The organism is Streptomyces glaucescens, from assembly GCF_000761215.1.
Lineage (GTDB): Bacteria > Actinomycetota > Actinomycetes > Streptomycetales > Streptomycetaceae > Streptomyces > Streptomyces glaucescens_B.
The window spans coordinates 5,877,346-5,898,898 of sequence record NZ_CP009438.1 but is presented as its reverse complement, the minus strand read 5'-3'; the positions used below and the strand labels follow the sequence as shown (position 1 = coordinate 5,898,898).

The window sequence follows — 21,553 nt, the reverse complement described above, 5'->3', positions numbered from 1 at the left end:
GTCCACCCCTGCGTGCCCCACAGCACACCACACGCGTCCGGGGCCCTCGAACCCGGTACCCATGCCTGACTGCCCCGGGATCGCCGCCCCACGCCCGGGGACGTCCCGCCCGCCCCCGCGTGGGTGACGGCCCCGTCCGGTCCGCCCCGGCACACGCTCCGTCATCACGGCTGGGACGGATCCGTCGCGGCACGTCGGTGGTCTGCCGCGGTCCGTCGCGGCCTCCTACGTTAATGGAGGCGGCCCGGGGTGCGGGGCGGAGCACCGCGGGAGCCTGAGAGACTGGCCGGCATGGACATCCGACGCCGCAACAACGTGACCGTGGCCGGCAATCCGCAGGGGCGGCCGGTGGTGCTGGCGCACGGGTTCGGCTGTGACCAGAACATGTGGCGGCTGACGCTGCCCGCGCTGGTCGAGGACCACCGGGTGGTGCTCTTCGACTACGTGGGGTCCGGCCGTTCCGATCCGGCAGCGTTCGACCCGCAGCGGTACGCGTCCCTGGACGGCTACGCGCGGGACGTGGTCGAGATCTGCGAGGCGCTCGACCTGCGCGACGCGGTGTTCGTGGGGCACTCCGTGAGCGCCATGATCGGGGTGCTGGCCGCCGACGCGGCCGCGGAGCGCATCGGCGCGCTGGTGATGGTCGCCCCGTCGCCGCGCTACATCGACGACGAGGGCTACCGGGGCGGGTTCAGCGCCCAGGACATCGACGAGCTGCTGGACGCGCTGGAGTCGAACTACCTGGGCTGGTCGGCGGTGATGGCGCCGGTCATCATGGGCAACGCCGACCAACCCGAACTGGGCGAGGAGCTGAAGAACAGCTTCTGCGCCACCGACCCGGACATGGCCCGGGTGTTCGCCCGGACCACGTTCCTGTCGGACTCGCGGGCCGACCTGGAGCGGGTGCGGGTGCCCACGCTCGTGCTGGACTGCACGGACGACGCCATCGCACCGAGGGAGGTCGGCGCCTTCGTGCACCGGTCGATCCCCGGCTCGGTGCTCGTCACGCTCGACGCGACCGGGCACTGCCCGCACATGTCCGCTCCCGAGGCCACCAACGAGGCGATCACCCGGTTCCTGGCAGACCTGCCGTGATGTGCCGCATCGGGCAGCAGCCCGAACCCCACGGCACCGGTGACGACCAGTGGCCCGGAGCCGCGTTCGCCGCGCTGCTGGAGGACAGCGCGGAGGAGCTGTACGAGAGCGCGCCGTGCGGCTACCTGTCCACCCTGATGGACGGCACCGTCGCCAAGATCAACGCCACGCTGCTGGGCTGGCTCGGCCGGAAGCGGGACGAGGTCGTGGGCCGGATGCGGTTCACCGACCTGCTGACCGTGGGCGGCAGGCTCTACCACGAGACGCACTTCGCGCCCCTGCTGCGGATGCAGGGCGAGATCGGCGGCATCGCCCTGGAGATCCGGCAGGCCGACGGCGGCCGCATGCCCGTACTCGTCTCCTCCGTGGTCAAGCACGGCAGCACCGGCGAGCCGCTGCTGATCCGCACCACCCTCTTCGACGCCCGCGACCGCCGCGCCTACGAGCAGGAACTGCTGCGCGGCCGGAGGGCGGCCGAGGAGGCGCGCCGGCAGGCCGAGGCCGACCGCGCCCGGCTCCAGGAAGCGCTCGCGGTGCTCCAGCAGGCCCTGCTGCCCGACGCCCTGCCGCCGGTGCCGGGAATGGAGACGGCGGCCCACTACCACACCGCCTCGCCCGACCGGCTCGGCGGCGACTTCTACGACGTCTTCCCCATCGACGGCAAGCGCTTCGGGTTCTTCCTCGGCGACGTGTGCGGCAAGGGCCCGCAGGCCGCCGCGGTCACCTCACTGACCCGCTACACCCTGCGCGCCGCCGCCCTGCACGACCCCGGCCCCGTCTCCGTCCTCACCACGCTGAACAAGGTGCTCCACGAGCGGTACACCGGCAGCGGTGACCCGCGCTACTGCACCGCGATATTCGGCACCGTCGAACCCGACCCGGTGACCGGACGGGTCGCCGTCCACCTCGCCTCGGGCGGCCACCCACCGGCCCTGGTCCTGCGCGGCGACGGCACCGCCGCCTTCGTGCCCACCCCCGGCGGCTTCCTCGTCGGCGCCCTGCCCGACGCGCGCTTCACGGCCGCCGGCATCGTCCTGTGCCCCGGAGACACCCTCCTGCTGTACACCGACGGCCTGACCGAGGCGCGCACGGGCGAGAGCCGGGACAGCCTGTACGGGGACGACGCCCTGCTCGCCTTCGCCACCGCGCACGCGGGCTCGGGCCCGCACGCGCTTGTCCAGGCCCTGACCCGCCTGCTGACCGGCTTCGGCGACGGCCTGGACGACGACACCGCCCTGCTCGCCCTCGGCGTCCCCGCACCGGACCCGGCAACGAACCGCACATGATGAGCACTCTCGACATCACCACCCGGGACACGGCCACCGGCCCCGTCCTGGAGATCACCGGCGACCTGGACTACGCGAGCGCCACCCGGCTGCGGGTCCTGCTCCCCACGCTCGTCCTCGGGCCGGGCCGGCGCCTCGTCCTGGACCTGGCCGGCATGACCTACTGCGACTCCAGCGGCATCACCGCCCTGATCGCCGCCCGTGCCCGGGCCGAGGACGCCGGGGCCGGCTTCGCGCTCGCCGCCGTACCGGACCACACCCTGCGCGTCCTGCGCATCGTCGGCCTCGACCAGGTCTTCGCCCTGCTCCCCGGCAGCGAGGCGGCGGACCGGTTCTGACGCGGGGATCCGGGGACGCGGACCCGTTCAGGGGGCGTGCGGAAGCGCGCGGACCGACACCGCGCACCTGGTGCTTGCCTTCGCCCACACACCGACCAAACATCCCTTTTGTCGCTGCCGCGCACCGAAAGGGAGTACGCGATGAGAGCCGTCGCCCTGTACACGGCCGCCGGAGCCCTCCTGCTGTCCGCCCTCACCGCCGCCCCGGCCGACGGCACGCCGGGGACGCCGGTGGACCCCGAGGCCGGCGGCACCGCGGTGGCCGTCGCACGGGCCGCGGCCCGCGGAGTCGGCTTCGGCGACTGTGCCGACGCCCGGGACATGCCGGGGGGCATGCAGTGCGGCACGGTCCGCGTCCCGCTGGACTACGCGCGGCCGGGGGGCGAGCAGATCGAACTCGCCGTCAGCCGGGTGCGGGCCACCCGGCGCGACCCGCACAACAGCAAGCGCAAGGTGCCCCGGCAGGGCGCCCTCCTGCACAACCCGGGCGGCCCCGGCGCCTCCGGCTTCCACTTCCCGCTGGTCGGCCTGCTCCCCGAGTGGAAGCGCATCGCCGCCGCCTACGACCTGGTCGGCTACTCCCCGCGCGGCGTCGGCGCCTCTGCCCCGCTGTCCTGCCAGGACCCGGCGCGGTTCTTCGGCGGCCCCGCCCAGGCCCCCACCCACCCCTCGGCGGCGTACAAGCGGGAGCGCGTCGCGCGGGCCAAAGCGTACGCGCGCGGCTGCGCCCGGCGCTCCGGCAGCGCGCTGCGGCACTACCACTCCCTCAACAACGCGCGCGACCTGGAGGTGCTGCGCGCCGCGCTGGGCGAGCGGCGGCTGACCTTCATGGGCTCCTCGTACGGCACCTACTTCGGGGCGCTGTACGCCACGCTGTTCCCCTCGCGCGTGCGCCGGATGGTGTTCGACTCCCCGGTGAACCCGGACCCCGCGCGGGTCTGGTACCGCAACAACCTCGCCCAGTCGGCCGCGTTCGAGGGGCGCTGGTCGGACCTGAAGGAGTGGATCGCCGAGCACCACGACGTCTACGGGCTGGGCAGCACCGCGCACGAGGTGCAGCGCGGCTACGACCGGGCCCGGGCGATGCTCGCCGCCGAACCGGCCGGCGGAGAGGTCGGGCCCGGACAGCTGCAGGGCCTGTTCCTGCAGGCCGGGTACTACGACGACTACTGGCCGGCCCGGGCGGCCGCGCTGTCGGCGTACCTGAGGGGCGATCCGCAGCCACTGGTCGACCTGGCCGCGCCGCAGCGGGAGACGGCCGTCGAGGCGGAGAACGCGAGCGCCGTCTACACGGCCGTGGAGTGCAACGACGCGCCCTGGCCGACGGACTGGGCGGTGTGGGACCGGGACAACACCCGGCTCGCGCGGGTGGCGCCGTTCGAGACGTGGGACAACGTGTGGATGAACCTGCCCTGCGCGTACTGGCCCGCGCCGCGCCGGCAGCCCCTGGACGTGCGGACCGGGCCCGGGGAGCTGCCGCCCACGCTGGTCGTGGCCGCCGAGCGGGACGCCGCCGCGCCGTACGAGGGGGCGCTGGAGCTGCAGCGGCGGCTGCCCGGGGCGGTGCTGGTCACCGAGCGGGACGCCGGGACCCACGGGCTGGTGGGCGGGCCCAACGCCTGTGTCAACGGGTACGTCGACGCCTACCTGCTGGAGGGACGGCTCCCGGGGCGGCGCGCCGCGTGTGCGCCGCGCCCGGAGCCGGAGCCGTCCGCCGCGCCGTGACGCCGGGGGCGGGTCGTCCGCGGGCGGCCGCGCCGTGCGGGACCGCCCGCCTGTACCTTCCGGGAGGTTATGCCAGCCCGGCGACCAGCTCGGCCACGGACTTGCGGCGCCCCGTGTAGAACGGGACCTCCTCGCGCACGTGGAGGCGGGCCTCCGAGGCGCGGAGGTGACGCATCAGGTCGACGATGCGGTACAGCTCGTCGGCCTCGAAGGCGAGGAGCCACTCGTAGTCGCCGAGGGAGAACGAGGCGACCGTGTTGGCGCGCACGTCCGGGTAGCCGCGGGCCATCTTGCCGTGGTCGGCGAGCATCCGGCGGCGGTCCTCCTCCGGCAGCAGGTACCAGTCGTAGGAGCGCACGAACGGGTAGACGCTGACGTAGTCGCGCGGCGTCTCGTCGGCGAGGAACGCCGGGATGTGCGAGCGGTTGAACTCGGCGGGGCGGTGCAGCGCCATGTTGGACCACACCGGCGTCAGCGCGCGGCCCAGCCGGGTGCGGCGGAAGAGGTTGTACGCCTCCTGGAGCTGGTCGCTGGTCTCGGCGTGCCACCAGATCATCAGGTCGGCGTCGGCGCGCAGACCCGAGACGTCGTAGGTGCCGCGGATCGTCACGTCCTTCGCGGCGAGCTGGTCGAACAGCTCCTGGACCTCGTCGGCGTAGCCCGCCCGGTCCTCGGGGAGCACGTCCTTCAGCCTGAACACGGACCACAGGGTGTAGCGGATGACCTCGTTGAGGTCCTTGGCCAGCTTGCCCTTGTTCGGGATCCGGCCGGCGGTGGTGGCGTCGTCACTCATGTCCCTCATTCTCCCGCTCCGCCGTGCAGGCTCTGCACCGGGTGGGCGGTGAGCTGCTCCACACCGCGCAGGTCACCGCCGAGCTGGTCCACCGCGGCGTACGCGCTCGCGACGCACGCCGGGACACCGACGCCGTCGTAGACCGCGCCGCACACGGCCAGTCCGGGGAGCCTGCCGACGTGGTCGCGGATGCGGGCCACGCGCGCGTGGTGGCCGACGGGGTACTGCGGCAGGCCGTCGTCCCAGCGGGTGACACGGGTGGAGACCGGTGCGGCGTCCAGTCCGGTGGCCGCCGCGAGGTCGTGGCGGGAGACGGCGACCAGGCCGGCGTCGTCGCGGCCGAGGATCTCCGTCTCGCCGTGGCGGCCGACGGAGGTGCGCACGATCACCGTGTCCGGGTCCTGTTCGGCGATCCAGCCCCACTTGCGGGAGGCGAACGTGGACGCCTTGATGGTCCGCCCGTCGACCGGCGGGACCAGGAAGCCGCTGCCCTCGGGGAGACGGACGTCGGCGCGGCGGTAGGCGAGGGTGACCAGGGCCATGGAGGCGTACTCCACCGCGGTCAGCTCGGCCGCGGCGGCGGGGACCTCGGCGCGCAGCAGCGCGGCGGCGGCGGGCGCGGGGACGGCGACGACGACGGCGTCCGCGTGCAGCGTCCGGCCCCCGGCGGTGATCCGCCAGCCGCCGTCGCCCGCCCGGCGCAGCTCCGTCGCCGCCGTGCCGGTCAGGATCTCCCCGCCGCGGGCGCGCACCGAGTCGGCCACCGCGAGGGGCAGCGTGCCGACGCCGCCCGCGATGCCCGTGAACACCGGGCCGGTCTGCGGGTTCGCCGCCGCCCTGGCCTGGATGCCGCGGACCGCCTCGGTGAGCGAGGCGTGGGTGCGGGCGGCCTCGAAGAGCTGGGGGACGGCGGAGCGCAGGGAGATGCGGTAGGCGTCGCCCGCGTAGACCCCGCCGAGCAGTGGTTCGACCAGCCGGTCGACGACCTCTCGGCCCAGCCGCGCGGCGACGTACTCGCCCACCGCGACGTCGTCGCCGACCTCGGTGCGGGGCAGTTCGGCCTCCCGCTCGACGCGGCGCAGTCCCTCCTCGGAGAGCACCCCGGCCAGGGCGCCGGCGGTGCCGGGGACGCCCATGACATGGCCCTTGGGCATGGGGCGCAGGGCGCCGCGGGTCCACAGCGCGGCGGTCGCGGTGGCCGGGGGCTGGAGCCGTCCGGCGAGGCCCACCTCGCGTGCGAGTCCGACCGCCTCGGGGCGGCGCGCCAGCAGCGACTCGGCACCCAGGTCGACCCGCACGCCCGCGATCTCGCCGGGCAGCAGCTTGCCGCCGACCCGGCCGGAGGCCTCCAGCACGGTGACCCGCGCCCCCCGCTCCAGCAGCCGGTGGGCGGCGGCCAGCCCGGCGATCCCCGCTCCGATGACGACGGCCCGCCCGGCGCCGCTCCGTACTCCGCTCATGTCCTCCACCTTCTCAGACGGCACCGGCCGTGCCGCCCGGGGGCCGTGGCCCGGCCGAGTCCCGACCGTGACCGGTTCGGAACCGGCCCGGTCAAACCGCGGGCGCCGCCCGGCCGTCGTAGGAGGGACACCGGCACCGAGCCAGGGGGTAACCCGCATGCGCGTACGACGTTCCGCTCGACGACCCGGACGGCTCCTCGCCGGGCTGCTGCTCGCCTCCGCCCTCGCGGTGACCGGGTGCAGCGGCGCGGCCGACAAGGCGGCGTCCGGCGCGGGCGACAAGGCGGCGCCGGCCGCCGGGCCGGGCTACGAGGACGGCGGCGGCCGGTCCGGGGCAGCGCGGAGCGGCCGGGACGGGGCGCCGAAGGCGACCGCCGCCCACATCATCCGCACCGCCTCCCTGACCGTGCGGGTGAAGGACGTGCCGGAGGCGCTCGCCGACGCCCGCGATGCCGCCGAGGGCGCGGGCGGCTACGTCGGCCGGGAGGCCACCCACCGGGACGAGCAGGAGGAGTACACCGAGCTGGTGCTGCGGGTGCCGGTGGACCGGTACGAGGAGGTGCTGGCGGAGCTGGAGGGCGCGGGCACGCTCCTGGAGCGCAGCGCGAAGGCGCAGGACGTCACCGAGCAGGTCGTCGACGTGCGGAGCCGGATCCGCACCCAGCGGGCCAGCGTGGAGCGGATCCGCGCGCTGATGGACCAGGCGACCAGGCTGGAGGACGTGGTGACGCTGGAGGGCGAACTGAGCAGCCGCCAGGCGGACCTGGAGGCGCTGCTCGCCCGGCAGGCGGCCCTGAAGGACCGCACGAGCCTGGCGACCATCACCCTGTCCCTGACCGAGACGCCGGTGGAGCGGGCCGCCGAGGACGACGACCCGGGGGTGGGGGACGCGCTCGGGGGCGGCTGGGACGCGTTCGTGGCGATGCTGCGCTGGATCGTCGTGGCGCTCGCCGCCGTACTCCCGTTCGCCGCGCTCGCGGCGCTGCTCCTGCTGGCGTGGCTGCGTCTCGTCCGGCCCCGGCGGGCGCGCCGGGCGGCGGAGCCGGACGCGATGACGGCGCTCGGCCCGGTGCCCGCGCGCGCGGAGGAGAGCGGCGGGGCCCGGAGGGGCCAGGTGTCGCGCGGCGTCGAAGCGGAGGGGCCGCGCGACTGAAATGCCGGGCGCACGTAGCGTGTTCGCATGGACATGAGCCGTACGAGGAGTACCCGGCAGCGACTGGTGGTGATCGGCGGCGACGCCGCGGGGATGTCCGCGGCGTCGCAGGCCCGCCGTCTCAGGGGCCCGGAGGAACTGGAGATCGTCGCGTTCGAGCGGGGCCACTTCACCTCGTACTCGGCGTGCGGCATCCCGTACTGGGTGGGCGGCGACGTCGCCGGACGCGACGAGCTGATCGCCCGCACGCCCGAGGAGCACCGGGCGCGCGGCATCGACCTGCGGCTGCGCACGGAGGTCACCGCGATCGACCCGGCGGGGCGGCGGGTACGCGCGCGTGACCTCGGTTCCGGCACGGAGTCGTGGACGTCGTACGACCATCTCGTGATCGCCACCGGGGCGCGGCCGGTCCGGCCCGACCTGCCCGGCGCGGACGCGCCCGGGGTGCACGGGGTGCAGACCCTCGACGACGGGCAGGCGCTGCTGGACACCCTCACGCGCACGCGCGGCCGTCGCGCGGTGGTCGTCGGGGCGGGATACATCGGAGTGGAGATGGCCGAGGCGCTCATCCACCGCGGCTACGAGGTGACGGTCCTCAACCGGGGCGGCGCGCCGATGTCCACGCTCGACCCCGACATGGGGCGGCTGGTGCGCGATGCCATGTCGGGCATGGGCATCACCATGGTGGACGACGCCGAGGTGACCAAGGTGCTCACCGGGGACGACGGGCGGGTGCGCGCGGTGGCCACGCAGGACGCCGAGTACCCGGCGGACGTGGTGGTCCTCGGCATCGGGGTGCGCCCGGACACCGCGCTCGCCCGCGCGGCGGGGCTGCCCCTCGGCGACAACGGGGGACTGCTCACCGACCTGGCCATGCGGGTGCGCGGCCACGAGGACATCTGGGCGGGCGGCGACTGCGTGGAGGTGCTGGACCTGGTCTCCGGGCGGGAGCGGCACATCCCGCTCGGCACCCACGCCAACAAGCACGGCCAGGTTATCGGCACCAACATCGGCGGCGGCTACGCCACCTTCCCCGGGGTCGTCGGCACCGCGGTCAGCAAGGTCTGCGACCTGGAGATCGCCCGCACCGGATTGCGCGAGAAGGACGCCCGGCGGGCCGGACTCCAGTACGTGGCCGTCACGATCGAGTCCACCAGCCGCGCGGGCTACTACCCCGGCGCCTCCCCCATGACCGTGAAGATGCTCGCCGAACGCCGCACCGGCCGCCTCCTCGGCGTCCAGATCGTCGGCCGGGAGGGCGCGGGCAAGCGCGTGGACATCGCCGCGGTGGCGCTGACCGCCGGCCTGACCGTGGAGCAGGTGGCCCACCTGGACCTGGGGTACGCGCCGCCGTTCTCCCCGGTGTGGGACCCGGTGCAGGTCGCCGCGCGCAAGGCCGTTGCGGCGGTGCGGGAGGCGCCGTAGGGCAGGCGGCTGCGCGCCCTACGCCGATCCGCTCATCCTGGGCAGCGAAGCCACCGAGGCGGGCTGCTCCGGCCGCGCGTGCGCCGCGGGCGCCGGCACCCGCGCCGAGCGCAGCCGATGGCTCACCGCCTCGTCCAGCGTCACCGGCCGCTGCATCTGCGCGGCCAGCCGCCCGGCCTCCTGGCCGAGCCGGGCGACGTCCTCCCAGGGGAGCCGGACCACGAGGGCGAGTTCCGCCTCACCGTCGGGCAGGGCGTGCATCGGAGGGGTCGTACGGTCGCTCATCGCCTGTTCCTCACGTCGTCGTGCCGGGGACGGTCGCCGGGACATACGTACGCGTGGACCGGCCCGTTCACCGGTTCGCGGCGCGCATCGCGGGCAGTAGTCCCGTGTGGTCATCCCCGTCCATGACGTGAACCCGGTGCGCCGTACGCCCTGGGTGACGTACGCGCTGATCGCCGCCAACGTGCTGGTGTTCCTGTTCATGCCCGGCCTGGCCGGTTCCGTGGCCGGGGACGGCAGCCTGGCGCAGCAGTGCCACCTGCACGCGTTCCTGGACCAGTACGCGGCCGTGCCGCAGGAGCTGATCCACCACCGGATGCCGCGGCTCGTGCCGACCGGCGAGACCGCGGTCGGCCCACAGGGGCCGGGCTGTGTCGTGGGCCCGCCCGGCTACGACAAGTCGCCGGAGCTGAGCGTGCTGACGGCGCTGTTCCTGCACGGCGGCTGGCTGCACCTGCTCGGCAACATGCTCTTCCTGCTGATCTTCGGCAACAACGTCGAGGACCGCATGGGCCACGTCCGCTTCGCGCTCTTCTACGCGGTCTGCGGCTTCGCGGCGACCTACGGCTTCGCGCTGCTGAACGCCGGCTCCGCCGAGCCGCTGATCGGCGCCTCCGGGGCGATCGCCGGGGTCCTCGGCGCCTATCTGGTGCTGTACCCCAAGGCCCGGGTGTGGGTCCTGGTCCCGTTCCTGGTCTTCCTGCCGCTGCGGCTGCCCGCCTGGCTGGTGCTGGGCTTCTGGTTCGGGCTCCAGGCGGTGTACTCCTCCGGCCAGGGCGTCTCCGACGCGGGCACCGTGGCGTACGCGGCGCACGTCGCCGGATTCCTCGCCGGGATGCTGCTCGCCTGGCCGCTCAGGCCGGGCACCCCACCGCCGCCGGAGCCGCGCGGCCTGCTCTTCGGCAGGCGGGCCCGGCCCCGGCACACGTGGTGAGCCCCTCGGTCAGCGGGCCGTCCGGGTGTGGACGTAGTCGACCAGGCGGGTCAGCGCGTCCGGGTCGGTGGACGGCATGACCCCGTGGCCCAGGTTGAAGACGTGGCCCTCCAGACCCGCGGCGGAGTCCAGCACCTCGCGGGTCCTGGTCTCGACGGCCTCCGTGGAGGCGAACAGGACGGTCGGGTCGAGGTTGCCCTGGAGCGCCTTGCCGGGGCCGACCCGGCGGGCGGCCTCGTCGAGCGGGACGCGCCAGTCGACGCCCACGACGTCCGCGCCGGCCTCGCCCATGAGGCCCAGCAGCTCGCCCGTGCCGACGCCGAAGTGGATGCGCGGCACGCCGTAGCCGGCGACGGCCCGGAACACCTTCGCCGAGGCGGGCAGCACGGAGCGCCGGTAGTCGGCCGGGGCGAGCGCGCCGGCCCAGGAGTCGAACAGCTGGACCGCCGAGGCACCGGCCTCGATCTGCACCTTCAGGAACGCGGCCGTGATGTCGGCGAGGCGGTCGAGCAGATCGGCCCACAGCTCGGGGTCGCCGTACATCATCGCCTTGGCGTTCTCGTACGTGCGCGACGGGCCGCCCTCGACGAGGTAGCTCGCGAGGGTGAACGGGGCGCCCGCGAAGCCGATCAGCGGGGTGGCGCCCAGCTCACGGATGAGCAGGCCGATCGCCTCGGTGACGTAGGAGACGTCCTCGGGGGCGAGGTCGCGCAGCCGGGCGAGGTCCGCGCGGGTGCGGATCGGACGCTCGACGACCGGGCCGACACCGGGCTTGATGTCGAGGTCGATGCCGATGGCCTTGAGCGGGACGACGATGTCGCTGAAGTAGATCGCCGCGTCCACCCCGTGCCGGCGCACGGGCTGGAGGGTGATCTCCGTGACCAGCTCGGGCCGCATGCAGGACTCCAGCATGGGGATGCCCTCGCGGACCTTGCGGTACTCGGGCAGCGAGCGCCCGGCCTGCCGCATGAACCACACGGGCGTGTGCGGCACGGGTTCGCGCCTGCACGCCTTGAGGAAGGCGGAGTCGTACGTCGCGGAAGGCTGCGTCTGGTTGGCACTCACGGGGCAAGTTTCGCACGGCGGGCCGACGGGCCCGGCCCGCCCCCGGCGCACCCCGGTGCGCCCGGGCGGGGTGTCTCTCCCTGCGCCGGGCGCCCGTTCCGCTTAATCTTCCCCGCATGGCTGCGGCTCAGGGACGACTGTCGGACGGCGCTGGCGGAACGGACGATCCGAAGGAGAGGGATCTGCATACGGGCGAGACGGTTCCCCCGGTCTTCCGGTCCGCTGTCGACGCGCTGCGGTCGGCGCGGCTGCGCCCGCAGATCGAGGTCGAGCCGACCAGGGCCCCGCAGCGGCTCGCGCCGCACGCGTACGCCCTGGAGGCGACGGTCGTCGACGGTGAGCAGGACCTGGCCGACGGCCGTCTGGTGCTGCTGCACGACCCGGCCGGGCACGAGGCCTGGCGGGGCACCTTCCGGCTGGTGACGCTGGTGCGGGCGGAGCTGGAGACGGAGATGGCGGCGGATCCGCTGCTGCCGGAGGTCTGCTGGTCGTGGCTGACCGGGGCGCTCCAGGCGCGCGGGCTGACGTACGGCGAGCCGAGCGGCACCGTCACCCGGGCCAGCTCGCACTACTTCGGCGGGCTGGCGGCGCGGCCGGCCGCCTCGCAGATCGAGATCCGCGCGTCGTGGACACCGCGGGAGGGCCTCGGCGGCGTCCCCGACACGGGGGCGCACCTGGCGTCCTGGTGCGATCTGCTGGCCCAGGTGGCGGGGCTGCCCCCGGCCGGCCCGGGTGACGCCTCGGTGGTGACGCTGCCTCAGCGGCGGGGACCGCAGCCGCGCTGACGCGCGCCCTCCCCGCACCTCCCCCGCCCGATCCGCACTCCCCCGCACCTCTGCGCTCCCCTCTGCCGCCTTCCCTGCCGCCTTCTCTGCCGCTTTCCCGGCCGTCCCTCGGCGTTCCTCGGCGTTTCCCACCGCCCCGCTGCCGCGTCGCTGCCGTTCCGCGGCGTTCTCCGCTGCCCCGTCTCTCTCGTACCGCGGCGTTCCCCGCCGCCCCGCTGCCGCTTTTCCCGACCGGAGCCGTTCACTGGCCATCTCTTTGTCGATACGGCCACTTTCGCTCAGGAGTGATCACTCGAACGTGCTGTTTCGTTCACCGAACGATCGACCGAGTGTCCGAATTGCACTGATTGTTACTCACTAGATCGTGATCATTCTCTAAAGGCCACGAGGTTTGGTGCCGAAGACGTGTGTGACCTTCAAAGCCGTCCCGCACCCCAGGAGGCCTGGTGTCCGTTCTCCTCGAGCAGCCCGCAAGCCTGGTCGCCTACCGCCCGAACAAGCCCACCGCCATGGTCGTCGTCGCCGATCCCCGCGTCCGCTCCACCGTGACCCGCCACCTGTGGGCGCTCGGTGTGCGCGACGTCATCGAGGCGTCGTCCATCGCCGAGGCTCGTCCCCGCATCGGCAACCCCCGCGACATCTGCGTCGCCGACGTCCACCTGCCCGACGGCTCCGGCCTGACCCTGCTGTCCGAGACGCGCGCCGCGGGCTGGCCCAACGGGCTCGCCCTCTCCGCCGCCGACGACATCGGCGCGGTCCGCAACGCACTCGCGGGCGGCGTCAAGGGCTACGTCGTCACGGGCACCCGCACCAACGTCGGGCTCCCCACCCGGCCCGGTGCCGCCCCCATCGGCGCGGCCGCCGCCCGCCTCCACCGCCGCCCCCCGGGTGCCCCGAGCCACCCGGGCGGCTACCGCGAGCTGTCCGGCCGCGAGGTGGAGGTACTGCGACTGGTCGCCGAGGGGCAGTCCAACAAGGCCATCGGCGTCTCGATGGGCCTGTCCGCGCTGACCGTCAAGAGCCACCTCGCCCGCATCGCCCGCAAGCTGGGCACCGGCGACCGGGCCGGCATGGTCGCGGTGGCCCTGCGCACCGGCATCATCCACTGAACCCGTCCCCCGCCGCCCCCGGCCGCCACTGCCCCCTGCCTCCTCGGGGTTTCCCCGAGCTGACCGGTTTACGACCCCCCGGAGCCCGTCGACGGAACGTTCCGTCGACGGGCTCGGCGTATCCACGGATACCCTTGACAGGTGACCGACGCCCACGACACCGCAGCAGACAGTTCACTGCGAACCACCGGAGGCGCCCCTCCGGACGACGGCGGATCCACTGCTACGGAGGGGCCGATCCCCTTGCTGGAGCCCCGCGAGGGCATTCCACCCGTGATCGCGGACGAGGCGGGCCTCGCCGAGGTGATCGCCGCGTTCGCCGCCGGCACCGGCCCCGTCGCCGTCGACGCCGAGCGCGCCTCCGGATACCGCTACGGCCAGCGCGCCTACCTGGTGCAGCTGCGCCGCGAGGGCGCCGGCACCGCGCTGATCGACCCCGTCGCCTGCCCCGACCTGTCCGGGCTCGGCGACGCGCTGTCCGGCGCGGAGTGGGTGCTGCACGCCGCCACCCAGGACCTGCCCTGCCTGCGGGAGATAGGCATGGTGCCCACCCGGCTCTTCGACACCGAGCTGGCCGGGCGGCTCGCCGGGTTCCCGCGCGTCGGTCTCGGCGCCATGGTGGAGAACGTCCTGGGCTACGTCCTGGAGAAGGGCCACTCCGCCGTCGACTGGTCCACCCGCCCGCTGCCCGAGCCGTGGCTGCGCTACGCCGCCCTCGACGTCGAGCTGCTGGTCGACCTGCGGGACGCGCTCGAGAAGGAGCTGGACCGGCAGGGCAAGCTGGAATGGGCGCGGCAGGAGTTCGACGCCATCGCGTCGGCGCCGCCGCCGGAACCCCGCAAGGACCCCTGGCGGCGGACGTCCGGCATGCACAAGGTGCGGCGCCGGCGACAGCTCGCCGTGGTGCGCGAGCTGTGGGAGACCCGGGACCGGATGGCCCAGCGGCGCGATGTGTCACCGGGCAAGGTCCTCTCGGACGCGGCCATCGTGGAGGCCGCGCTCTCCCTTCCGGCGAACGTGCACGCCCTGTCCGCGCTGAACGGGTTCGGGCACCGGACGGGGCGGCGGCAGCTCGAGCAGTGGCAGGCCGCGGTCGACCGGGCCAGGGCGCTGCCCGAGGCGCAGCTGCCGCAGCCGGGGCAGCCCGTCGCCGGGCCCCCGCCGCCGCGGGCCTGGGCGGACAAGGACCCGGCCGCTGCGGCGCGGCTGTCCGCGGCGCGCGCGAAGGTGACGGCGCTGGCCGAGGAGCTGAACCTGCCCCAGGAGAACCTGATCGCCCCGGACGCGGTGCGGCGGGTGTGCTGGGAGCCGCCTCAGCCTCCGGACGCGGAGGGTGTCGCGCAGGCGCTGGTGGGCCACGGGGCCCGGCCCTGGCAGGTGGAGCTGGTCACCCCGGCGCTGGTGGAGGCGTTGTCCGCCAAGGCGCCGTAGGAGGTCGCGGCGTCGCGCGGGTGCGGGGTTCGTGGTGCCCGGTCGCGCCGCTCCCCGCGCCCCCTGGGCCCCGGCACGGGCTCCCGCTGGGCGCCGGCGGGCCGCGGAAGCGGAACAGGGCCCCGTCGAGATCACGCCAAGGTCTTTCGGCGGCGTGCCGCCGCGAGGGGCACCCCGACCGGCGTCGGGAACACCGGGGTGCGGGCCACGGGCGGCGGCCGTACGGTGGCCGCCCTCTCGTCCGGGACGAGGCGCCGCCGCACCAGGGTGACCGGCAGGTGTCGGGGCCGGCCTTCCGCGCGCCGCGGGCGAGGTCGACGAGCGGGGCCGCGAGAGGTCGGCCGCGCACGGGCGCCGACCGGTCGGCGGAGTGCGCGTACCGCGGGCCCGGCCGCGTGCTGCCCGGCGAAAGGGTGACCAGCGGGGTGCGGGGCTGGGAGAATCCCGGTGCGGCCGCCGCCCGGGCCGCCCGTACCGCATGGAGCCTCTCGATGACTGCCTCCCGCGTCACCATCAAGGACGTCGCCGCGCGCGCCGGCGTCTCCAAGGGTGCCGTCTCCCTCGCCTTCAACCACAAGCCGGGACTGTCGGAGGCGACCCGGGACCGGATCTTCCGGGCCGCCCGGGAGCTGGGCTGGGCGCCCAGCCTGACCGCGCGGTCGCTGGCCGGGGCGCGGGTCGACGTGGTCGGTCTGGCGATCTGCCGGCCGGCCCGCATGCTGGGCCTCGAACCGTTCTACATGGAGTTCGTCTCGGGCGTGGAGAGCGTCCTCACCGAGCACTCCTGCTCGCTGCTGCTGCGGCTGGTGAAGGACGTGGACGAGGAGGCCGGGCTGCTGGAGTCCTGGTGGAAGGGGCGGCAGATCGGCGGCTCCATCCTGGTGGACTTCCGCGAGGACGATCCCCGGGTGCCGGTCGCCGAGCGGCTCGGGCTGCCGGTGGTCGCCGTCGGGCACCCCTCCCTGACCGGCTCGCTGACCTCCGTGTGGACCGACGACACCTCGGCCGTCGGTGAGGCGGTGCGCTATCTCGCGGCGCTCGGGCACCGGCGGATCGCGCGGGTCGGCGGCGCGGCCGCGCTCGGCCACACGGCGCTGCGCACCGCGGCGTTCGACGAGGCGGCGAGCGCGCTGGGGCTGGCCGGCGCCCGGCAGGTGGCGACCGACTTCTCCGGTGAGGCGGGGGCGCGGGCGACGCGTTCGCTGCTGGCCGCGGCCCCGGCGGAGCGGCCCACGGCGATCGTCTACGACAACGACATCATGGCGGTGGCGGGGCTGTCGGTGGCCGCCGAGATGCGTCTGCGGGTGCCGGAGGACGTGTCGCTGCTGGCCTGGGACGACTCGCAGCTGTGCCGGCTGACGCATCCGAGGCTGTCCGCGATGAGCCATGACGTGCACGGGTTCGGGGCCGAGGTGGCGCGCACGCTGTTCGGGGTGATCTCGGGGGACGGGGCGGGGTCCCATCCCGTTCCGACGCCGGTGCTGACTCCTCGGGGGTCCACGGCCCCGCCGCCGCGGTGAGGGCCGCTCCCCCATCCCGGGTGTGCGCGTCGGGATGTGACCTTCGCCGCTCGACCCGCCAGGACTGGGCAGCCACGTTACTCATAAGTAGCATGGGCCCTGAGCGCGCGCTCAGTGCATGTGCGTGCCGCAGCAGTGCCATCCCGCACCCTGGAGGAGAGCCATCGTGCCTCGTACCGTCAGGGACGTCGTCTTCGTCGACGGCGTCCGCACCCCGTTCGGCAAGGCGGGCCCGAAGGGCATCTACCACGAGACCCGAGCCGACGATCTCGTCGTCAAGGCGATCCGGGAGCTGCTGCGCCGCAACCCCGGCCTGGACCCGAAGAAGATCGACGAGGTCGCCATCGCCGCGACCACGCAGATCGGCGACCAGGGCCTGACCATCGGCCGCACCGCGGGCATCCTCGCGGGCCTGCCGCAGTCCGTCCCCGGCTACTCCATCGACCGCATGTGCGCGGGCGCGCTGACGGCCGTCACCACGGTCGCCGGCTCCGTCGCCTTCGGCGCCTACGACATCGCCATCGCGGGCGGTGTCGAGCACATGGGCCGCCACCCGATGGGCGAGGGCGTCGACCCGAACCCGCGCTTCGTCTCCGAGAAGCTGGTCGACGAGTCCGCCCTGTTCATGGGCATGACGGCGGAGAACCTGCACGACCGCTACCCGCAGATCACCAAGCTGCGCGCCGACGAGTACGCGGTGCGCTCCCAGGAGAAGGCCGCCAAGGCGTACGCCAACGGCAAGATCCAGGCCGACCTGGTGCCGGTCTCCGTGCGCCGCACCAACGCGGAGGCGGGCGAGACGGGCTGGGGCCTGGTCACCGCCGACGAGCCGATGCGCCCGGGCACCACCCTGGAGAACCTCCAGAACCTGAAGACCCCGTTCCGCGTCCACGGCCGGGTCACCGCCGGCAACGCGGCCGGCCTGAACGACGGCGCCACCGCCTCGCTCATCGCCTCCGAGGACTTCGCGCGCGAGAACGGCCTGCCCGTCAAGATGCGCCTGGTCTCCTACTCCTTCGCGGGCGTCGAGCCGGAGGTCATGGGCTACGGCCCGATCCCGGCCACCGAGAAGGCCCTCGCCCAGGCGGGCCTGTCGATCTCCGACATCGGCCTGTTCGAGATCAACGAGGCCTTCGCCGTCCAGGTCCTGGCCTTCCTGGACCACTACGGCATCGCCGACGACGACGAGCGCGTCAACCAGTACGGCGGCGCCATCGCCTTCGGCCACCCGCTGGCCTCCTCCGGTGTCCGTCTGATGACGCAGCTGGCCCGCCAGTTCGAGGAGCAGCCGCACGTCCGCTACGGCCTGACCACCATGTGCGTCGGCTTCGGCATGGGCGCGACGGTCATCTGGGAGAACCCGAACTTCGAGGGGGACAAGTGAGCACCACCGCTGAGCTGCTGAAGGGCGCGGCCGAGCTGTTCCCGGACGAGGTCGTCACGCAGGCGCACGTACGCCACTTCGACCTGCCCCTGGGCGCCGGGCGCTTCGCCCTGATCACCCTCGACAACGGTCACGACCACACCAAGCCGACCACCTTCGGGCCCCAGTCGCTGGCGAACCTCAACGCCGCCCTCGACCAGGTCGAGAAGGAGGCCGCGGACGGCGGGATCGTCGGCGTCGGCATCACCGGCAAGCCGTTCATCTTCGCCGTCGGCGCCGACCTCAAGGGCGTCGAGCTGCTGAAGGAGTGGGACCACGCCTACGCCATCGGCAAGGGCGGCCACGACGTCTTCAAGCGGCTCTCCGGCCTCGCCGTGCCGACGTTCGCCTACTACAACGGTGCCGCGATGGGCGGCGGCGTCGAGGTCGGCCTGCACTGCACCTACCGCACGGTGTCCGCGGCGGTCCCTGCGTTCTCCCTGCCCGAGGTCTTCCTCGGCCTGGTGCCCGGCTGGGGCGGCTGCACCCTGCTGCCGAACCTGATCGGCGCGGAGAAGGCCGTCTCGGTGATCATCGAGAACAGCCTCAACCAGAACAGGCAGCTCAAGGGCAAGCAGGTCTACGAGCTGGGCATCGCCGACGCGATCTTCGAGGGCGCCGACTTCCTGGAGCAGTCCCTCATCTGGACCGCGTCCGTCCTCAAGGGCGAGATCGTCGTCGAGCGCCCGGTGATCGACCGCGGCGAGGCCTGGGACCAGGCCGTCGCCAAGGGCCGCTTCGTCGCGGACTCCAAGGTGCACGGCGCCGCCCCGGCCGCCTACCGCGCGCTGGACATCATCGCCGCCGCCAAGGACGGCGACCTCCAGCAGGGCTACGACGCCGAGGACAAGGCGCTCGCCGACCTGATCATGGGTGGCGAGCTGCGCGCCGGCATCTACGCCTTCAACCTGGTGCAGAAGCGCGGCAAGCGCCCCGCCGGTGCCCCGGACAAGTCGCTGGCCCGCCCGGTCACCAAGGTGGGCGTCGTCGGCGCCGGCCTGATGGCCTCGCAGCTCGCCCTGCTGTTCCTGCGCCGCCTGGAGGTGCCGGTCGTGCTGACCGACATCGACCAGGAGCGCGTCGACAAGGGCGTGGGCTACGTCCACGCCGAGATCGACAAGCTGCTCGGCAAGGGCCGCATCAACCAGGACAAGGCCAACCGCCTCAAGGCGCTGGTGACCGGCGTCCTGGACAAGGCCGAGGGCTTCGCGGACGCGGACTTCGTCATTGAGGCCGTGTTCGAGGAGATGGGCGTCAAGCAGACGGTGTTCGCGGAGGTCGAGGCGGTCGCCCCGGCGCACGCGATCCTCGCCACCAACACCTCCTCGCTGTCGGTGTCCGAGATGGCGTCGAAGCTGAAGCACCCCGAGCGGGTCGTCGGCTTCCACTTCTTCAACCCGGTCGCCGTACTGCCGCTGCTGGAGATCGTCCGCGGCGAGCAGACCGACGACGCCTCGCTGGCCACGGCCTTCGCCGTCGCCAAGAAGCTGAAGAAGACCGCGGTCCTCACCAAGGACGCCCCGGCGTTCGTCGTGAACCGCATCCTGACCCGCTTCATGGGCGAGATCCAGAACGTCATCGACGAGGGCACCCCGGTCGCCGTCGCCGAGAAGGCGGTCGAGCCGCTGGGCCTGCCCATGTCCCCGCTGGTCCTGCTGGAGCTGGTCGGCCCGGCCATCGGCCTGCACGTCTCCGAGACGCTGAACAAGGCGTTCCCGGACCGCTTCAAGGTCAGCCCGAACCTGAAGGCGGTCGTCGAGGCCGGCAAGCGCGGCTTCTACGTCTACGACAGCGGCAAGCCCGAGCTGGACCCGGAGGTCGCCGCCCTCCTGAAGCAGGGCGATGTCGTCCTGACCGAGGAGCAGGTGCGCGCCCGCGTCCTGGACGCCGTGGCCCAGGAGATCGGGCTCATGCTCGACGAGGGTGTCGTCGCCGAGGCCCAGGACATCGACCTGTGCCTGATCACCGGTGCCGGCTGGCCCTTCCACCTGGGCGGCATCACGCCGTACCTGGACCGCGAGGGTGTCTCCGAGCGGGTGAACGGCAAGCGGTTCCTCGCGCAGGGCGTGGCGAGCGTCCCGGCGTAACGGCGCCCTTGGCCCGACGACGGTGCCCCGCACACCAGCAGGTGTGCGGGGCACCTTCTCGTCCGCCGTGTGCGAAGGCCGGCCGCCGGACACGGCCGTGTGCCGGCCGGTTCAGACCGTCCGCCAGGCCTCCAGGGCCAGCCCCGGTTCGTCCTTGCGCCGCGCCACCCGCAGGGTGCCGTCCGGGGTGAGGGTCGCCGCGACGACCCGGTCCGTGGCGTCCTGGGCGAGGGCCACCCGCGTGCCCTCGGGCAGTTCGGGGCCGGACTCCGTCCACCACAGGCCGGCCGTCTCCTGTTCGGTCGGGTACGCGGCGAACGCGACCCGGCCGGAGGCGGAGCGCTGGGCGAGGAGCGTGCAGTCGTGACCGTCGATGTCGCAGCGCAGCACGGTCACCGGGCCGGGGCCGGCCACGGGCAGCAGTGCCCTGGGCCCGGCGTCGGGCCGCCACGCGTACAGCATGCCCTCGGGGTCGGCGTAGAAGAGGGTGGTGTGCTCCTTGGAGGTGGGCAGCGCCGCCAGGGTGCCCGGCTCGATCGTGACGGGCAGCGGATCGGCCGCCACCGGGCGCCGGCCCGGCTCCTGCTGGTACCAGCGCAGGATGGCGGTGGGGCTGGCCGCGTACACCTCGATACGGCCCGACTCCCCGGTGACCGCGATGAGTTCCTGCACCTTGGAGCCGCGCAGGTCGTGCCAGGCGTTGAGGCCGCCGCGCTCCTTCTGGTTGCGCATCGACACGCCCTTGCCGCGGTTGCGGACGAAGAGGTGCGCCCGCCCCTCGACGTCGACGGCGACGACGGGGTCGCCCGTGCGGTCGGCGTCCTTGTTGGGGTGCCCGAAGGGCGTCCAGTCGAGCGGGGCGAGCAGCGGGCGGAAGTGGGTGGAGTGCACCAGTTCGGCCCCACCGGCTGGGGTGGGGCGCCAGGCGACCAGGTGGGCGTAGCCGTCGGGGCCCTGCCCGACCCCGAAACCGGCGTGCAGCGTCTGGTCGCCGCCCGCCTTGCGGGGGCTCTCCCAGGGGCCGCCGGGGACGCGCTCGGCCCGGTACAGGACCGCGTCGTCCGTCGGCAGGTAGACGCCGAGCCGGCCGTCCCGGCCGCGTATGAGCCAGTTGCCCTTCACAGTACGGACCATCGACACGAGGCCACTCTAGCCGTGGGGCCCGGGCCCGCCGCGCCCGGGGGCCGTGGGAGCCTGGCCCCATGAGTGACGCGCTGCTGGTGATCGTCGACGCCGCGAACGTCGTCGGGTCGGTGCCGGACGGGTGGTGGCGGGACCGCCGGGGGGCGGCGGAACGGCTGCGGGACCGGCTCGCCGCGGACGGGGTGCCCGGGTGTCCGGGGCCCGTGGAGATTGTGCTGGTGGTGGAGGGGGCGGCCCGGGGCGTCGGGTCGGTGCCCGGGGTGCGGGTGGAGTCCGCGCCGGGCAGCGGTGACGACCGGATGGTGGAGCTGGTCGCGGCGGCCGGGGAGCGGCCGTGCCTGGTCGTCACGGCCGACCGGGAACTGCGCCGCCGGGTGACGGAGCTGGGCGCCCGGGTCGTGGGACCGCGCGCACTGCGGGCCGAGGGCGGGGCGGGCTGACCCGAGGCCCCGCATGAGGGTCACCGGGCGTCGCGGCACGGCGGGCCACGCGGGAGCGG

At 74.2% G+C, this 21,553-nt stretch carries 19 protein-coding genes; 14 read left to right on the top strand and 5 right to left on the bottom strand.

Annotated elements, in window-relative coordinates:
• Positions 1–291: 291 nt before the first annotated feature.
• From SGLAU_RS25510 to SGLAU_RS25495, 4 genes are all read left to right on the top strand, one after another.
• A complete protein-coding gene (locus tag SGLAU_RS25510; RefSeq protein WP_043504819.1) occupies positions 292–1,095 on the top strand; it encodes an alpha/beta fold hydrolase in 804 nt (267 codons plus the stop codon).
• The gene (locus tag SGLAU_RS25505) at positions 1,095–2,381 is read left to right on the top strand and encodes a PP2C family protein-serine/threonine phosphatase (protein ID WP_043504817.1); all 1,287 of its coding nucleotides are present in this window, start codon (positions 1,095–1,097) and stop codon (positions 2,379–2,381) included. Before SGLAU_RS25510 ends, SGLAU_RS25505 begins: the two co-directional genes overlap by 1 nt.
• Positions 2,381–2,719 (top strand): STAS domain-containing protein, encoded by a 339-nt coding sequence (locus SGLAU_RS25500; protein WP_043504815.1) that lies wholly within the window; start codon positions 2,381–2,383, stop codon positions 2,717–2,719. The genes SGLAU_RS25505 and SGLAU_RS25500 overlap by 1 nt, the downstream gene beginning before the upstream one ends.
• 141 nt (positions 2,720–2,860) lie before the next feature.
• Positions 2,861–4,444 carry an alpha/beta hydrolase gene (locus SGLAU_RS25495; RefSeq protein ID WP_043504814.1) on the top strand — a complete coding sequence of 528 codons (1,584 nt, stop codon included), beginning with the start codon at positions 2,861–2,863 and terminating at the stop codon, positions 4,442–4,444.
• Between the two features lie 67 nt (positions 4,445–4,511).
• On the opposite strand, the gene hemQ is transcribed toward SGLAU_RS25495, so the two are convergent.
• Positions 4,512–5,237, bottom strand: a complete 726-nt coding sequence (gene hemQ, locus SGLAU_RS25490) for a hydrogen peroxide-dependent heme synthase (RefSeq protein WP_043504813.1) — start codon at positions 5,235–5,237, stop codon at positions 4,512–4,514.
• Positions 5,238–5,242: 5 nt separating this feature from the next.
• A complete protein-coding gene (hemG, locus tag SGLAU_RS25485) occupies positions 5,243–6,697 on the bottom strand; it encodes a protoporphyrinogen oxidase (protein WP_043504812.1) in 1,455 nt (484 codons plus the stop codon).
• 157 nt (positions 6,698–6,854) lie between these two features.
• On the opposite strand from hemG, the gene SGLAU_RS25480 reads away from it, so the two are divergent.
• Positions 6,855–7,850 carry a DUF4349 domain-containing protein gene (locus tag SGLAU_RS25480; protein WP_043504811.1) on the top strand — a complete coding sequence of 332 codons (996 nt, stop codon included), beginning with the start codon at positions 6,855–6,857 and terminating at the stop codon, positions 7,848–7,850.
• Positions 7,851–7,877: 27 nt separating this feature from the next.
• Positions 7,878–9,275 (top strand): FAD-dependent oxidoreductase, encoded by a 1,398-nt coding sequence (locus SGLAU_RS25475; protein ID WP_043504809.1) that lies wholly within the window; start codon positions 7,878–7,880, stop codon positions 9,273–9,275.
• 18 nt (positions 9,276–9,293) lie between these two features.
• Here the strand turns inward: SGLAU_RS25475 and SGLAU_RS25470 are convergent, their stop codons facing one another.
• Positions 9,294–9,560, bottom strand: coding sequence for a hypothetical protein (locus SGLAU_RS25470; RefSeq protein ID WP_063838895.1), 267 nt, complete (start codon positions 9,558–9,560; stop codon positions 9,294–9,296).
• A 106-nt stretch (positions 9,561–9,666) separates the two neighbouring features.
• On the opposite strand from SGLAU_RS25470, the gene SGLAU_RS25465 reads away from it, so the two are divergent.
• The gene (locus SGLAU_RS25465; RefSeq protein WP_043504807.1) at positions 9,667–10,491 is read left to right on the top strand and encodes a rhomboid family intramembrane serine protease; all 825 of its coding nucleotides are present in this window, start codon (positions 9,667–9,669) and stop codon (positions 10,489–10,491) included.
• Positions 10,492–10,500: 9 nt separating this feature from the next.
• Here SGLAU_RS25465 and hemE read toward each other — a convergent pair whose 3' ends face one another.
• Positions 10,501–11,556 carry a uroporphyrinogen decarboxylase gene (gene hemE / locus SGLAU_RS25460; protein ID WP_043504805.1) on the bottom strand — a complete coding sequence of 352 codons (1,056 nt, stop codon included), beginning with the start codon at positions 11,554–11,556 and terminating at the stop codon, positions 10,501–10,503.
• A gap of 116 nt (positions 11,557–11,672) precedes the next feature.
• Between hemE and SGLAU_RS25455 the strand changes: the two genes are divergently transcribed.
• From SGLAU_RS25455 to SGLAU_RS25430, 6 genes are all read left to right on the top strand, one after another.
• The gene (locus tag SGLAU_RS25455; protein ID WP_043504803.1) at positions 11,673–12,341 is read left to right on the top strand and encodes a DUF3000 domain-containing protein; all 669 of its coding nucleotides are present in this window, start codon (positions 11,673–11,675) and stop codon (positions 12,339–12,341) included.
• A gap of 446 nt (positions 12,342–12,787) precedes the next feature.
• Entirely contained in the window at positions 12,788–13,450 is a 663-nt protein-coding gene (locus SGLAU_RS25450) for a response regulator transcription factor (RefSeq protein WP_003993737.1), read from the top strand.
• A 141-nt stretch (positions 13,451–13,591) separates the two neighbouring features.
• Positions 13,592–14,881: a ribonuclease D gene (locus tag SGLAU_RS25445; RefSeq protein ID WP_078957893.1), complete on the top strand. Its 1,290-nt coding sequence runs from the start codon at positions 13,592–13,594 to the stop codon at positions 14,879–14,881.
• Between the two features lie 491 nt (positions 14,882–15,372).
• On the top strand, positions 15,373–16,401 hold the full coding sequence (locus tag SGLAU_RS25440; RefSeq protein WP_043504801.1) for a LacI family DNA-binding transcriptional regulator: 1,029 nt from the start codon (positions 15,373–15,375) through the stop codon (positions 16,399–16,401).
• 166 nt (positions 16,402–16,567) lie between these two features.
• On the top strand, positions 16,568–17,785 hold the full coding sequence (locus SGLAU_RS25435) for a thiolase family protein (protein WP_043504800.1): 1,218 nt from the start codon (positions 16,568–16,570) through the stop codon (positions 17,783–17,785).
• Positions 17,782–19,911 carry a 3-hydroxyacyl-CoA dehydrogenase NAD-binding domain-containing protein gene (locus SGLAU_RS25430; protein WP_043504799.1) on the top strand — a complete coding sequence of 710 codons (2,130 nt, stop codon included), beginning with the start codon at positions 17,782–17,784 and terminating at the stop codon, positions 19,909–19,911. Before SGLAU_RS25435 ends, SGLAU_RS25430 begins: the two co-directional genes overlap by 4 nt.
• A 111-nt stretch (positions 19,912–20,022) precedes the next feature.
• Here the strand turns inward: SGLAU_RS25430 and SGLAU_RS25425 are convergent, their stop codons facing one another.
• Positions 20,023–21,045: a hypothetical protein gene (locus SGLAU_RS25425; RefSeq protein ID WP_078957892.1), complete on the bottom strand. Its 1,023-nt coding sequence runs from the start codon at positions 21,043–21,045 to the stop codon at positions 20,023–20,025.
• 68 nt (positions 21,046–21,113) lie between these two features.
• Between SGLAU_RS25425 and SGLAU_RS25420 the strand changes: the two genes are divergently transcribed.
• Positions 21,114–21,494, top strand: a complete 381-nt coding sequence (locus tag SGLAU_RS25420) for an NTP pyrophosphohydrolase (RefSeq protein ID WP_043504796.1) — start codon at positions 21,114–21,116, stop codon at positions 21,492–21,494.
• The last annotated feature ends 59 nt before the right edge of the window (positions 21,495–21,553 follow it).

Excerpts from the sequence above, each read along its gene's own strand:
- SGLAU_RS25495 (WP_043504814.1), top strand. The coding sequence starts at position 2,861 with ATGAGAGCCGTCGCCCTGTACACGGCCGCCGGAGCCCTCCTGCTGTCC.
- SGLAU_RS25440 (WP_043504801.1), top strand. The coding sequence starts at position 15,373 with ATGACTGCCTCCCGCGTCACCATCAAGGACGTCGCCGCGCGCGCCGGC.
- SGLAU_RS25420 (WP_043504796.1), top strand. The coding sequence starts at position 21,114 with ATGAGTGACGCGCTGCTGGTGATCGTCGACGCCGCGAACGTCGTCGGG.
- SGLAU_RS25470 (WP_063838895.1), bottom strand. The coding sequence starts at position 9,560 with ATGAGCGACCGTACGACCCCTCCGATGCACGCCCTGCCCGACGGTGAG.
- SGLAU_RS25510 (WP_043504819.1), top strand. The coding sequence starts at position 292 with ATGGACATCCGACGCCGCAACAACGTGACCGTGGCCGGCAATCCGCAG.
- SGLAU_RS25475 (WP_043504809.1), top strand. The coding sequence starts at position 7,878 with ATGGACATGAGCCGTACGAGGAGTACCCGGCAGCGACTGGTGGTGATC.
- SGLAU_RS25455 (WP_043504803.1), top strand. The coding sequence starts at position 11,673 with ATGGCTGCGGCTCAGGGACGACTGTCGGACGGCGCTGGCGGAACGGAC.
- SGLAU_RS25505 (WP_043504817.1), top strand. The coding sequence starts at position 1,095 with ATGTGCCGCATCGGGCAGCAGCCCGAACCCCACGGCACCGGTGACGAC.
- hemQ (WP_043504813.1), bottom strand. The coding sequence starts at position 5,237 with ATGAGTGACGACGCCACCACCGCCGGCCGGATCCCGAACAAGGGCAAG.
- SGLAU_RS25500 (WP_043504815.1), top strand. The coding sequence starts at position 2,381 with ATGAGCACTCTCGACATCACCACCCGGGACACGGCCACCGGCCCCGTC.
- hemG (WP_043504812.1), bottom strand. The coding sequence starts at position 6,697 with ATGAGCGGAGTACGGAGCGGCGCCGGGCGGGCCGTCGTCATCGGAGCG.
- SGLAU_RS25425 (WP_078957892.1), bottom strand. The coding sequence starts at position 21,045 with ATGGTCCGTACTGTGAAGGGCAACTGGCTCATACGCGGCCGGGACGGC.
- SGLAU_RS25480 (WP_043504811.1), top strand. The coding sequence starts at position 6,855 with ATGCGCGTACGACGTTCCGCTCGACGACCCGGACGGCTCCTCGCCGGG.